Annotated in this window: 15 protein-coding genes; 9 read left to right on the top strand and 6 right to left on the bottom strand. The window is 60.2% G+C overall.

What is annotated here, in order from left to right; translation table 11 throughout:
* Window positions 1-20 precede the first annotated feature (20 nt).
* Together glp and moaB are read right to left on the bottom strand one after the other, a co-directional pair.
* The gene (gene glp / locus HU765_RS04425; protein WP_186619178.1) at window positions 21-1247 is read right to left on the bottom strand and encodes a gephyrin-like molybdotransferase Glp; all 1227 of its coding nucleotides are present in this window, start codon (window positions 1245-1247) and stop codon (window positions 21-23) included.
* A complete protein-coding gene (gene moaB / locus HU765_RS04420; RefSeq protein WP_122591925.1) occupies window positions 1231-1770 on the bottom strand; it encodes a molybdenum cofactor biosynthesis protein B in 540 nt (179 codons plus the stop codon). The genes glp and moaB overlap by 17 nt, the downstream gene beginning before the upstream one ends.
* An 81-nt stretch (window positions 1771-1851) precedes the next feature.
* Here moaB and mobA point away from each other — a divergent pair, with 81 nt between their 5' ends.
* Both mobA and HU765_RS04410 read left to right on the top strand, forming a co-directional pair.
* Window positions 1852-2454, top strand: a complete 603-nt coding sequence (gene mobA, locus HU765_RS04415) for a molybdenum cofactor guanylyltransferase MobA (RefSeq protein WP_186619177.1) — start codon at window positions 1852-1854, stop codon at window positions 2452-2454.
* Between the two features lie 78 nt (window positions 2455-2532).
* The gene (locus HU765_RS04410; protein WP_016770600.1) at window positions 2533-2754 is read left to right on the top strand and encodes a YgdI/YgdR family lipoprotein; all 222 of its coding nucleotides are present in this window, start codon (window positions 2533-2535) and stop codon (window positions 2752-2754) included.
* A 77-nt stretch (window positions 2755-2831) separates the two neighbouring features.
* Here the strand turns inward: HU765_RS04410 and HU765_RS04405 are convergent, their stop codons facing one another.
* From HU765_RS04405 to HU765_RS04395, 3 genes are all read right to left on the bottom strand, one after another.
* Complete coding sequence (locus tag HU765_RS04405; protein WP_186547122.1) at window positions 2832-3722, bottom strand: pseudouridine synthase; 891 nt, start codon at window positions 3720-3722, stop codon at window positions 2832-2834.
* Between the two features lie 70 nt (window positions 3723-3792).
* Window positions 3793-4110 carry a transcriptional regulator gene (locus tag HU765_RS04400; RefSeq protein WP_186547121.1) on the bottom strand — a complete coding sequence of 106 codons (318 nt, stop codon included), beginning with the start codon at window positions 4108-4110 and terminating at the stop codon, window positions 3793-3795.
* A 111-nt stretch (window positions 4111-4221) separates the two neighbouring features.
* The gene (locus tag HU765_RS04395; protein WP_186619176.1) at window positions 4222-4458 is read right to left on the bottom strand and encodes a glutaredoxin family protein; all 237 of its coding nucleotides are present in this window, start codon (window positions 4456-4458) and stop codon (window positions 4222-4224) included.
* Between the two features lie 198 nt (window positions 4459-4656).
* On the opposite strand from HU765_RS04395, the gene HU765_RS04390 reads away from it, so the two are divergent.
* Window positions 4657-6369 (top strand): monovalent cation:proton antiporter-2 (CPA2) family protein, encoded by a 1713-nt coding sequence (locus tag HU765_RS04390; RefSeq protein WP_186619175.1) that lies wholly within the window; start codon window positions 4657-4659, stop codon window positions 6367-6369.
* On the opposite strand, the gene HU765_RS04385 is transcribed toward HU765_RS04390, so the two are convergent.
* Window positions 6366-7574: an ammonium transporter gene (locus tag HU765_RS04385; protein WP_186619174.1), complete on the bottom strand. Its 1209-nt coding sequence runs from the start codon at window positions 7572-7574 to the stop codon at window positions 6366-6368. The two genes, HU765_RS04390 and HU765_RS04385, sit on opposite strands and share 4 nt — an antisense overlap.
* 303 nt (window positions 7575-7877) lie before the next feature.
* On the opposite strand from HU765_RS04385, the gene HU765_RS04380 reads away from it, so the two are divergent.
* From HU765_RS04380 to HU765_RS04355, 6 genes are all read left to right on the top strand, one after another.
* Window positions 7878-8192 carry a YqjD family protein gene (locus HU765_RS04380; RefSeq protein ID WP_186547117.1) on the top strand — a complete coding sequence of 105 codons (315 nt, stop codon included), beginning with the start codon at window positions 7878-7880 and terminating at the stop codon, window positions 8190-8192.
* A gap of 2 nt (window positions 8193-8194) precedes the next feature.
* Window positions 8195-8581 (top strand): phage holin family protein, encoded by a 387-nt coding sequence (locus tag HU765_RS04375; protein ID WP_008079909.1) that lies wholly within the window; start codon window positions 8195-8197, stop codon window positions 8579-8581.
* Complete coding sequence (locus tag HU765_RS04370; RefSeq protein WP_186547116.1) at window positions 8578-8916, top strand: hypothetical protein; 339 nt, start codon at window positions 8578-8580, stop codon at window positions 8914-8916. The genes HU765_RS04375 and HU765_RS04370 overlap by 4 nt, the downstream gene beginning before the upstream one ends.
* A gap of 123 nt (window positions 8917-9039) precedes the next feature.
* On the top strand, window positions 9040-10203 hold the full coding sequence (locus HU765_RS04365; RefSeq protein WP_186619173.1) for an EAL domain-containing protein: 1164 nt from the start codon (window positions 9040-9042) through the stop codon (window positions 10201-10203).
* 68 nt (window positions 10204-10271) lie between these two features.
* The gene (locus tag HU765_RS04360; RefSeq protein ID WP_186619172.1) at window positions 10272-11600 is read left to right on the top strand and encodes a deoxyguanosinetriphosphate triphosphohydrolase; all 1329 of its coding nucleotides are present in this window, start codon (window positions 10272-10274) and stop codon (window positions 11598-11600) included.
* Window positions 11601-11982: 382 nt separating this feature from the next.
* A complete protein-coding gene (locus HU765_RS04355) occupies window positions 11983-12609 on the top strand; it encodes a response regulator transcription factor (protein ID WP_186547177.1) in 627 nt (208 codons plus the stop codon).
* The last annotated feature ends 1 nt before the right edge of the window (window position 12610 follow it).

Below are 12610 nucleotides of genomic sequence, written 5' to 3'. Positions count from 1 at the left end.
GTGTACTGGCTGCAACGGGATCAGCCCAGAAGCTCGCTTAATGGAATGAAAGCAACCTCGTCCCCTTCAGTCAGCGTGCGTCCTTCCAGCACTTCCACCAGCCCGTCGGCCCACGCGGCGCTGCGCAGCACGCCAGAACTCTGATTTTGGTAAATCATCGCCCGACCTTGCTCAAGCCGGCCCCGCAGGTACTCCCGACGGTTTCCGGCCACAGGCCAGACAAAACCCGCCGGCACCGTGAACTTCAGCGGCTCGACGTCCTGTACGCCTTGGCGCCTTAACAAATAAGGGCGTGTCAGCAACGCGAAGGTCACCAGCGTCGAAGCCGGATTGCCAGGAAGACCAATGACCGGAACATTGCGAAAATGTCCGAACGTCAGCGGTTTTCCGGGTTTGATCGCCAGTTTCCACAGCGCCAGCTCACCCTCTTCCCGCAGCGCTAGGCCAAGGAAATCGGCTTCGCCGACAGAGACTCCACCGGTAGACAGGATCAGATCGACATCCTGCAATTCGCCCAGACGAAGCCGGGTCGCGGCCAGATCATCCGGAAGAATGCCCGCATCAATCACTTCACATCCCAGACGCTGCAGCCAACTGCACAGCACCACGCGGTTGCTGTTGTAGATCTGCCCCGGGCCGAGTGCCTGCCCAGGCTCAACCAGCTCATCGCCCGTGGACAATACCGCCACACGCACTTTACGCACCACGCTCAGGCCTGCGCAGCCCAACGAAGCTGACAAGCCTTGCTCGATCGGTCCCAGCCGGGTGCCGGCGGCAAGTACGCACTCGCCCACGGTCGTTTCCTGACCTTGCGGGCGGATGTTCTGACCGGCCTTCATGAGCTGAGTGAACAGCACCCGCCCATCGGCCTGGAGCTCAGTGTTTTCCTGCATCTCGACACAGTCGGCACCCGCGGGTACCGGCGCGCCGGTGAAGATTCGCGCACAGGTCCCAGGCTTTATCGGCTCCGGGGCTTGCCCGGCAAACACCTTCTGGCTGACCGGCATGGGTTCACCCGTCCAATCCGCCACATTCAGGGCGTAGCCATCCATGGCGCTGTTTGGCCAAGGTGGCAGATCCAGTGTGGAAACCAGATCTTCAGCCAGCACTCGCCCTTCGACCTGAGCCAGCGGCAAGTACTCGCGCTCGGCAATCGGCGATGCATCGGCCATTTCCAACAGACGCGCCAGGGCCGCTTCGACCGGCATCAAGCTGGCGGTTTTGCCCGGCTTACCCACGGGATTCACAAGGCGCCGCCTGTTTCAGATGGGTGACGAAGTTGCACGGGCGATGACGCGCGTCCAATTGCTCGCCGAGGATACCGTCCCAACCGGTGCGTACAGCGTTGGTCGAGCCTGGCAGGCAGCAAACCAGCGTGCCGTTGGCCAGACCGGCCAGTGCCCGCGACTGTACGGTCGAGGTGCCAATATCGGCCACGGAGATTTGCCGGAACAACTCGCCAAAGCCGTCTACCTGTTTATCGAGCAGGCACGCGACCGCTTCCGGTGTGCTGTCACGCCCGGTAAAACCGGTGCCGCCGGTGATCAGCACCACCTGCACGACATCATCGGCGATCCAGTTGGCGACTTGCGCGCGAATTTTATACAGGTCGTCTTTGAGCAAGACCCGCTCCGCCAAATTGTGGCCCGCCGCTGTCAAGCGGTCGACAAACACCTGGCCTGAGGTATCGGTTTCGAGGGTGCGGGTATCGCTGACCGTCAACACCGCTATATTAAGCGGCACGAAAGGTACGTCAGCCTTGGCTTTCATAGGCTCATCCAGTTGTAGAAGAAACAGCCCGGTGTTATATCACAGCGCTCGATTTTTTCGCCTTCCCTGTGGAGAGCTGCCATGCCCCAGCCAACGCCATTGCCGCCCTGCTCGATTCTGCTTCTGGCAGGCGGACGCGGCCAACGCATGGGCGGCCAGGATAAAGGTCTGGTGCCGTGGCAGGGCGAACCGTTGATTGCGCATCAGCAACGCAAGGTCCGCACGCTGACTGACGATTTGATCATCTCGTGCAACCGCAATCGTCAGCGCTATGCGCCGTTTGCCGATCAACTGGTGGCTGATGACGAAGGAGACTTTCCGGGACCGCTGGCGGGGATTCTGGCAGGTCTGAAAGTCGCCCGTCATTCACACTTGCTGATCCTGCCGTGCGACGTTCCGCTGATTGACGAAGCCCTGCTGCAACGTATGCGTGAGGCCGCCAGCGAGCAACCTGAAAAACCTTTAATGTTGCGCGAGGGCGCGCATTGGCAACCGCTGCTCTGCGTGATTCCGGTCGGCCTTTTACCGGCATTCGAAGAGGCCTGGAACAGCGGCGAACGTAGCCCCGGCCGGGTGATGCGCAACCTCGGCGCGAACGCCTTGCAATGCCCTGACAATGACCCGCGCCTGGCCAACCTCAATACCCCTGAACTGTTAAATGCGCACAACACTGTGTCAGACTGACAGCATTCAAGGAACTCTCACGCCTTGTGTACGTCTCAAGCTCAGTAACCAGAAGATTTCCCATTCGGAGACACACCCATGACTCAACGGACCCTCGCCACTTTCATGCTCGCACTGGGCCTGGCCACCCTCGCCGGTTGCTCCTCGCCTACAGTGATCACCTTGAATGACGGTCGCGAAATCCAGGCCGTCGACACCCCGAAATACGATGATGATTCGGGCTTCTACGAGTTCCAGCAACTGGACGGCAAAGAAACCCGCATCAACAAGGATCAGGTACGTACCGTTAAAGAGCTGTAAGCTCAGCGGCACGCCGGATACAGAAAAGCCCGCAGATTTGCGGGCTTTTTCATGGGCGCTGAAAAGTACTTGCGCCGTCACCAGTGCAGGCTGATCTGGCTCCGGAACTCGCGCTGTTCACCGGTCACCGGATCGATAAAACGCAACCCCTGGGCGAGAAGCTTGAGTGGATTGGCGTAATCGTCCTCGACGTCTTTCAGCACATCCGGATAAAACGGATCGTTGCAGATGCTCGCCCCCAGCGCGGTCATGTGGACACGCAACTGGTGCTTCTTGCCGGTCACCGGGAACAGGCCATAACGCCAGAGATCGCCGTTTTTTTCCCGCACCTCGACCGCCGTCTCGGTATTGCTGACACCCGGCCCCTCCTGCATGCGAAAGAACGGCTCGCCATCGACCAGACGACTCTTGTGCACCAGGGGAAAGCTCAGATCAGGCAACGCGGGGGCTATCGCCTCGTAATACTTGTCGATCTGCCGTGTCGGAAAAAGCGACTGATAGGCCGAGCGGGTTTGCGGATCGGCCGAAAAGATCACCAGCCCCGCCGTGTGCCGATCAATCCGGTGCAAGGGCACCAGATGCGGATTGTCCAGACGGCGGATCAAGCGACGCAGCAAGGTTTGCTCGACATACTCCCCCGCAGGCGTGACCGGCAGGAAATGCGGCTTGTCCGCGACCACCAGATGTTCATCGGCGTAGAGAATTGTCTCGACTACCGGAATCGGCTTCTCGTCCGGCACCTCACGAAAATAGTGAATCCGCAGGCCTTCCTTGTAGGGCAGGTCCAGCGAGATCGGCTGCCCCTGACCATCAAGCACCCGCCCGCGGGCGATCCTGTCCAGCCATTGCTCACGGCCGATGGCGCTGAAATGCTCGCACAGGCAATCGAGTACGGTCAGCCATGACCCGGGAGGCAGGTAGAGCGTACTCGCCTGGTTCTGAGCAGCAGAAAAGGTAGTGGTGGGCATACGCAAATCGAATCCTCAAGACAGGTCGGCATTATCCCGCACTGCAGGATGCGAACCTAGCGCAGAATCCTCAGGCCGGAATCGTCTTGAGCGCTGCGGCCTCGGTGAATTCCTTGAGCCAGCGCAACACATCCACCGCCTCCCAGCGCCCCGGGTCATACAAGGCGTAGAGCAAGCCCTGATAGCCGACCACATCCAGTTGCTTGTGATAGCCGGCGCGCTGGAACAATGCCTCGATTTCGGCGAAACAGGTGTTGAAATGCAGCTTGTTGAACGGCGTCTTGCCTTCCGTGACCAGCCCGTCCAGGCGCAATTCGAGGACGGCCTCGCGCACCACGTCGACCGACATCCGGTTAACGCTGCTCTTCAACTGTTCGACATTGACCACGGTTCATCCCTCTGACTCGATTGCTGTATGGACATACAGTAACCGAATGAACCGGGAAGTGCCAAGGCATGGTTGTGCAGTTTCGACCGGCGGAGCGGCGCGAACAGCGGATCAGCGAAGAAAGGCCACGACCTCGTTGGCACTGAACGGCCAGTCCAGCTCCGCCCCGGTGTCGATGCGACGCAACACAGGAATTCGCAGGCGATACGCTTCGTACCATGACTCGTCGTCGGTGATATCCACCAGTTCCACCAGCAGACCATGCTCGACAAAAGGCATCAGTTCAGCTTCAGCGAATTCGCATAGGTGACACCCCAGGGTGCCGAACAGCTGACATTCAGGAGGCATGCGTGCTCAACCACAAAATGAGTGCGCCTATTCTAGGCGCCCTTGAAAAACCCGTCGACCCGTGACTGCTCAAAGGTACGATCGGGGCCTGGGGTAAAACCCTGACGCACATCAGTGCGCTCAAATCACCGATCCGTCATCCTCCCGCTCTTTTTGCCTCTACGCTTGAGAGGCCAGAGCCTGACATCGGAGCGTCTCGTGTTTGCCAACCTGTTGATCATCCTCGCCTCGTCCCTCGTGGTGATTGCCCTGTTCCGTCGCCTGCGGCTGCCGCCGGTACTGGGTTACCTGTGCGTGGGATTGCTGGTCGGGCCGAGCGCATTCGACTGGGTCAATGAAAGTGAACACCTGCCCGACGTCGCCGAACTGGGCGTGGTGTTCCTGCTGTTCTCCCTGGGCCTGGAGTTCTCGCTGTCGAAGATGATTGCATTGCGTCAGGTGGTGTTCCGCCTAGGCAGTCAGCAGGTGCTGATCAGTACCGCCGTCCTCGGTCTGTTGCTGATGCTGCTGGGCATGCCAATGACGCCGGCGCTATTGCTCGGCGCGGGGCTTTCGCTGTCCTCCACCGCGATCGTCACCAAGGAGCTGGGCAGCCTCGGCGAAGTATTCAGTAGCCACGGCCAGAACGCGATTGGCGTTCTATTGTTCCAGGATGTTGTCGCAGTTTTGCTGCTGACCCTGGTGCCCGTCTTCGCCGGCAGCAGCGAGCAGGCCTGGTACTGGGCATTGCCGCTGACCCTGGCAAAGACCGTGGTGCTGTTTGTCGGCCTGCTTCTGGCCAGTCGCTGGCTGCTGCCGCGTTTGTTCCATGAAGTAGCGGCCTCGCGCTCGGCGGAGTTGTTTGTCCTGCTGGCGCTGGTGATTGTGCTGCTCACCGCGTGGCTGACCCACTTGCTGGGTCTGTCACCGGCCCTTGGCGCGTTTCTCGCCGGCATGCTACTCGGTGAGAGTCACTATCGACACCAGATCGAAGCCGATATCCGGCCCTTTCGCGACATCCTGCTCGGGGTGTTTTTCGTCAGCATCGGCATGCTGATCGACCTGCAACTGTTTGCCAGTCACGGTCTGTTGATCGTCGGCCTCACCCTCGGCCTGATGCTGATCAAGGGCGTCGTGGTCGCGCTGCTGGTGAAGTGGCGCGGCAGCGACAGTGAAACGGCGTGGCGCAGCGGTCTGGCGTTGGCCCAGGGCGGCGAGTTCTGTTTTGCCCTGATGGCGCAGATGCAGCAAAACCAGCTGATGCCTGCCGAGCTGGGCGCCCTGCTGCTGGCGGCGACATTCTGCTCGATGCTGCTCACGCCTGTGCTGCTGCGCGCGGCGCCACGCATCGCGGCAGCGCTGCACCGCAAGCCTAATCAGGAGGCTCAGATCGAACAGATCAGCGCGCTCAACGCCGACCTCGACAAGCACGTGGTGATATGCGGATACGGTCGCGTCGGCCAGTCGATCGGACGCTTCCTGCGCAACGCCAGTCAACCCTATATCGCGCTGGATAATGACCCCGTGCGTGTCCGGGAGGCCGCGTGCGCAGAAAGCGCCGTGCATTACGGCGACTCGTCGCGCGGTGACTTGCTGACCGCCGTTGGCCTGCTGCGCGCCAGGTTATTGGTGATTGCGGTGGATCAAAGTGACGTGGCCCTGGGCATTCTCAAGGAAGCGCGGCGACTTAACGCACACGTGCCGATTCTGGTCCGCACGCGCGACGACAGCCAATGGGCCGAACTGAAAGCGGCCGGCGCCAGCGAAGTGGTGCCAGAGCTGTTGGAATCGAGTCTGATGCTCGCCTCTCACGCGCTGATCATGCTCGGTCTGCCGGCGCATCAGGTGCAGGCGAAGGTCGATCAGGTGCGCGTCGACCGCTATCGCCTGCTGCACGGTTTTTATCCCGGTGCCGATGATGAAGAGCGTTAGTCCTGACTCACGGCGCCGATCTTGTGCAGCGACAGGTCGGCGCCGTAATACTCTTGTTCCTGAGTCAGGCGCAGCCCATGCAGCGCCTTGATCACGCCGTAAACCACGAAACCGCCGAGCAGCGCCACCGCAACGCCCAGTGCGGTGCCGAGCAACTGGCTGATCAGGCTGACGCCGCCCAGGCCACCCAGCGCGGTCTGGCCGAAAATACCGCAGGCAATGGCGCCCCACACACCGCACACGCCGTGCAGCGGCCACACCCCCAGCACGTCGTCGATACGCCATTTGACCTGCGCGGCGGTAAAGCACCAGACAAACAGCGCGCCCGCTATCGCGCCGGTGACCAGCGCGCCGACCGGATGCATCAGATCGGACCCTGCGCAAATCGCCACCAACCCGGCCAATGGGCCGTTGTGCAGAAACCCGGGGTCATTGCGCCCGACGATCAAAGCCGCCACCGTGCCGCCGACCATTGCCATCAACGAGTTGACCGCCACCAGGCCACTGACGCCTTGCAGCGTCTGCGCGCTCATCACGTTGAAGCCGAACCAGCCGACAATCAGAATCCACGAGCCCAGTGCCAGGAATGGAATGCTCGAAGGTGCAAACGCAACCAATCGTCCGTCGCGATAGCGGCCATTGCGCGGGCCAAGCAGCAGCACCGCGGCCAGCGCCAGCCAGCCGCCCATGGCATGCACCACCACGGAGCCTGCGAAGTCATGAAACGCTGCCCCGAACTGCACCGTCAGCCACGCTTGCACACCGTAGTTGCCGTTCCAGACGATGCCTTCGAAAAACGGGTAGATAAACGCCACGATCAATGCCGTGGCACACAGCTGTGGAACAAAGCGCGCGCGTTCGGCGATCCCACCGGAAATGATCGCCGGAATCGCCGCGGCGAAGGTCAGCAGGAAGAAAAACTTCACCAGTGGGTAACCATGATCGGCACTCAGCACAGCCGCCGGCTGCATGAACGTCACGCCGTAAGAGATCCAATAGCCTATAAAGAAATAGGCGAGCGTGGAGACGGCGAAATCGCTGAGAATTTTCGACAAGGCGTTGACCTGATTCTTCTGCCGGACGGTGCCGACTTCCAGAAAGGCGAAACCGGCATGCATTGCCAGCACCATCACCGCACCGATCAGAATGAACAACGTATTGGAGCTGTGAACCAGCGTGTCCACAGCGCTTTGCAGAGTTTCCATGGGAGGCAGACCTGAAGGCTAAAAAGGCACCAAAGCGGTTCGCTCGCCCATTTCATGCACCAAGTTGCGCCAACGCAGTCACCGCGATCAAGGATCGACGAACCGCTTTGGCGCACAAGATCGATGGGCTGACACGAACCGGGATCATTTGAGTTAAGGTTTTGCACCGGCACGCCCGGCAACAGCGCACGAATGCCAGGCGATGCACCAGCACACAGCAAAAGTTGTACCAGTCATTTGTACTGAACCTTCGCGCAAGGCTCATACTCGAACGCTTCAGACGCCACTTACGGAGATCCACCCATGGCCAGCATCAAGGCAAAGACTGCTCAAGAAATCCTGATGAACGACTTCCAGACTCTGGTCGCCGACACCGAACGGTTGCTCGAGCACACCGCCACCCTGGCCGGCGATCAGGCGGATGAATTGCGTGGGCAGATCCACGAAAGCCTGCTGCGCGCCCGTGAGACCCTCAAGCTCACCGAGGACACCCTGCGCGAGCGCGGCCAGGCCGCCGTGACCGCCACCGAGGATTACGTCTCGGCCAACCCATGGCAGTCGGTCGGCATCGCCGCCGGCGTCGGCTTTCTGATTGGCCTGCTGGCCACGCGGCGCTGATCATGTCGATCGGTGAATCCGGCCCGACTGCGGGCACCGCCTCCTCCACGCGGCGCCTGGGCGCCGCTGTTCTGGGTCTGCTGCACAGTCATGTCGAATTGTTCGGCATCGAATTGCAGGAGCAGAAATCACGCACCGTCAGCCTGCTGCTGTTTGCCGGTCTGGCGCTGGTCTTCGCCCTGCTGCTGTTGGTGGGCCTGTCGACACTGGTCATGATCATCTTCTGGGATACATACCGCCTGGCGGCGATCATCGGCCTGTGTGTCTTCTATACGCTGGCTTCGATTTTCTGCGGATTGCGCCTCAAGGCGGCGATCTTCGATGAATCCTCGCCCTTCCACGGCACGCTCGAAGAGCTGGCCAACGACCGGGAGCGTCTGCTGCCATGAGCCTGCCTGAACTTCCCCACAACAGCTCACGGCGAGAAATGCGCAAGGCGCTGATCCGCCTGCGCATGGAAATGCATCGCCAGGAAATTCGCCACGAAGCCGGGCAAGTGCTGCAGCCACTGCAACGTGTGCGCGGCATGACGCAAAACCTGCAGGATGGCTTCGGCATCAAACACGCGCCGTTATGGGGCGTGGCAGCCGTGACGCTACTGGGTTTTCTGACCGGCAAAGGCGCGAAAAGCGGCGGCACCGGCGGTCTGGGCCGGCTGGTTCGATTGGGCACCACGCTGGGTCCGCTGATCAAACTGGTCCTGCAAACCACGCGTAAACGCTGACGCGATACATCTGGCTACATTCTTGCACTATCGGCGGGATGAACCTCTTTAGCGGGAGGTTCAATCCCGTGCGCCTATCCGGTCGGCGGGTTCAATCAGAACAACAACGACTAAGGAGGCCCCGTGATCGACGGGCAACCGCTCGCCTGCTTTCAGCCTTTCATTGATACCGCCACTGGACGCATCGCAGGCGTCGAGGCATTGGGTCGCCTGCGCCAGGCCGACGGGCAACTGCATTCGGTCGGTCCGCTGTTCGCCGACCCACGCGCGCCGGCCGTGGCCCTGCGCCGGCTCGACCGACAGATCCGCGACAACGCCTTGAGCCGCCTGCATGAGGCCCCCGCCGACTGGTTCCTCGGCCTGAACATGTCACCGCGCTGGATCAGTCGCCTGCGCCCGGATCAGGCGCTGCCCAGCCTCAAGCAATTGGCGCAACACGGTGTCGACCCGCAACGCATCGTGTTCGAAATTACCGAACTGGGCGGCAACAGCCAACGCCTGGCCGACGTCGTGGGACGTTATCGAGAGGCTGGTGCGCGCATCGCCATTGACGATTTTGGCGCCGGCTATTCGCAGCTCGACCGTGTCTTGGCACTGCAACCGGACATCCTCAAACTCGACATGCGCCTGTTCCAGGCCGCGGCACTTGGCGGGCCCAGCAGTGACGTGGTCAAGGCGCTGGCGCAAATGGCCGAGAAAACCGGCTGCTGGATCATCGCCGAAGGCGTCGAGACCGAAGCCCAACTGAATTTCGCCCTTGAGTGCGGCTCACGTTACGTGCAGGGTTTTCTGTTCGCCCGCGCGCAGCAAGCGTTCTTCGCCACCGATGCCTTCGTGCAACACTTCGCCAGACTGCGACAACGCTACGTGCAACAAAAGCTGGCCGAGCGCGGGCGCCTGATGCAAATGCGCCAGCAACTCGGCCAACTCATGAACATTTTGCAAGCCTGGGCCGGCGCGCACGCATCACTCAGTGCGTTACCGCAACTGGAAGCTTTTCCCTGGCTGCTGCGTTTTTATCAATGCGACCGCCACGGCACCCAACTGACGCCCAACCTGGAATGGCGCCACAACGGCTGGGTCGCCGACAACCGTTACCTGGGGCACAACTGGTCGTGGCGCCCGTACTTTTATCAACTGCTCGCCGAAGGCTGGGAAGAGCGCCGCCTGACCCTGTCGACGACGTACCGCGACGCCACCAGCAATCAGTATTGCCTGACGGCCGGGCAGTTTTTCGATAACGGCGAACGGTTGCTGTTGATCGACATTGATGCCGCCGGACTGTAGTTGCGCTTGCAGGCGCCAGCGTGAACCGGGAAGCTAGGGGATCAGTCACCAGACGGAGAGAATCAGCCTTGGATTGGCCAACCCTGCTCAACCGCGAACGCCTCGGCAAGCCGCTGCACAGCCCGCAAGAACTCGGCCGCAGCCCTTTTCACAAAGACCATGACCGCATCATCTTTTCCGGTGCCTTCCGCCGCCTGGGCCGCAAGACCCAAGTGCACCCGGTGACGAGCAACGATCACATTCACACGCGCCTGACCCACTCGCTGGAAGTCAGCTGCGTAGGCCGCTCGCTGGGCATGCGCGTCGGCGAAACCTTGCGCAGCGCCCTGCCGCCATGGTGCGACCCGGCCGATCTGGGCATGGTGGTGCAGTCCGCCTGCCTGGCCCATGACATCGGCAACCCGCCGTTCGGCCATTCCGGGGAAGACGCGATTCGCCATTGGTTCCAGCAGGCAGCGGGACGCGGCTGGCTCGACGACATGAGCGAAGCCGAACGCAGCGATTTCCTCAATTTCGAAGGCAATGCCCAGGGTTTCCGTGTCCTGACGCAACTGGAGTATCACCAGTTCGACGGCGGCACCCGCCTGACCTACGCCACTCTCGGGACTTATCTGAAGTACCCGTGGACGGCACGTCACGCCGACTCTCTGGGTTACAAGAAACACAAGTTCGGCTGCTACCAGAGCGAACTGCCCTTGCTCGAACAGATCGCCAGCAAACTTGGCCTGCCACAACTGGAGGAACAGCGCTGGGCGCGGCATCCGCTGGTGTACCTGATGGAGGCCGCCGACGATATCTGTTATGCGCTGATCGACCTCGAGGACGGCCTGGAAATGGACTTGCTGGAGTACGCCGAAGTCGAGTCGCTGTTGCTCGGTCTGGTCGGCGACGATCTGCCGGAGACTTACCGTCAGCTCGGTCCGCAGGATTCGCGGCGGCGCAAACTGGCGATCCTGCGCGGCAAGGCCATCGAACACTTGACCAACGCGGCGGCACGGGCGTTTGTCGAACAGCAAGAGGCGCTGCTTGCCGGCACCCTGCACGGCGATCTGGTGGAGCACATGCACGGTCCGGCGAAACGCTGCGTGCTGAATGCCAAGGACATCGCCCGCAAGAAAATCTTCCAGGACAAACGCAAGACACTGCATGAAATCGGTGCCTACACGACACTGGAAATCCTGCTCAACTCGTTCTGCGGCGCTGCGCTGGAGCAACACAACGGGCGCACGCCGTCATTCAAAAGCCGACGCATCCTTGATCTGCTGGGCAACAACGCTCCGCATCCACAGGGTTCGTTACACACTTCGTTTCTGCGCATGATCGACTTTATCGCCGGCATGACCGACAGCTACGCCAGCGATATGGCGCTGGAAATGACCGGGCGCTCCAGTCATTGAAACCGCGCCTTCAGCCGGCCGATCCGTCGGCCGGCTGAAGGCGCACGTCTGCACGAGACATAAACGCTTTTCAGACCTCAGCGACTGCCAGTGCGATTCACGCTGAGAGGTCACTGAATAGAACCGGAACTCGCTATTGGCCGATAACTTTTAAACATCTGTGTAAAGACACTGAATCAACACTTGCAAAATTAAAAAGGCCAACTATAAGCCCTTGCCAAGCCCGCACTTCCTTACGCCAATCCTAATTTACATGTAGTCCCTTTCCTTATTGAATGTAGGATTTATCCGATAACGCACCCGAGACACTGTGAGTCCATGCGAGCGCTCATTCAACTGAGCTAAGGTGCGCGCTTTATTCGTGCTTGCATGGGATTTGATTATGAACTCCGTTTTTATCGTCGACGATCATCCGGTCATCCGTCTCGCCGTTCGAATGTTGCTGGAGCATGAAGGTTATAAGGTCGTTGGCGAAACCGACAACGGTGTCGATGCCATGCAGATGGTCCGCGAATGCATGCCTGATCTGGTCATCCTCGACGTCAGCATTCCCAAGCTGGACGGCCTGGAAGTACTGGCCCGCTTCAACGCCATGGGCTCTGCGCTGAAGATCCTGATTCTGACGGCACAGTGTCCGACACTGTTCGGCATCCGCTGCATGCAGTCCGGTGCGTCGGGTTATGTCTGTAAACAGGAAGACTTGAGTGAATTGGTCAGCGCTATTAAGGCGGTACTTTCCGGTTATAACTATTTCCCCAGCCAGGCATTGAATCCGGTACGCAGTGATGACACTCGTTATGCCGAACTTGAACTTTTCAAGTCGGTAAATGACCGCGAACTGATGGTATTGCAATTATTCGCCCAGGGCCGAACCAACAAGGAAATAGCCAAGGGCATGTTTCTCAGTAATAAAACCGTCAGCACCTATAAAAAGCGCCTGATGCAAAAACTCAAAGCCAAATCCCTGGTAGAACTTATCGAGATGGCCAAACGAAACGCACTCGTGTGAG

It is taken from the genome of Pseudomonas sp. SWRI81 (genome assembly GCF_014268545.1).
Lineage (GTDB): Bacteria > Pseudomonadota > Gammaproteobacteria > Pseudomonadales > Pseudomonadaceae > Aquipseudomonas > Aquipseudomonas hamedanensis.
The sequence above is the reverse complement of the archived record's forward strand: the minus strand, read 5'-3'. Positions and strand labels throughout refer to the sequence as shown.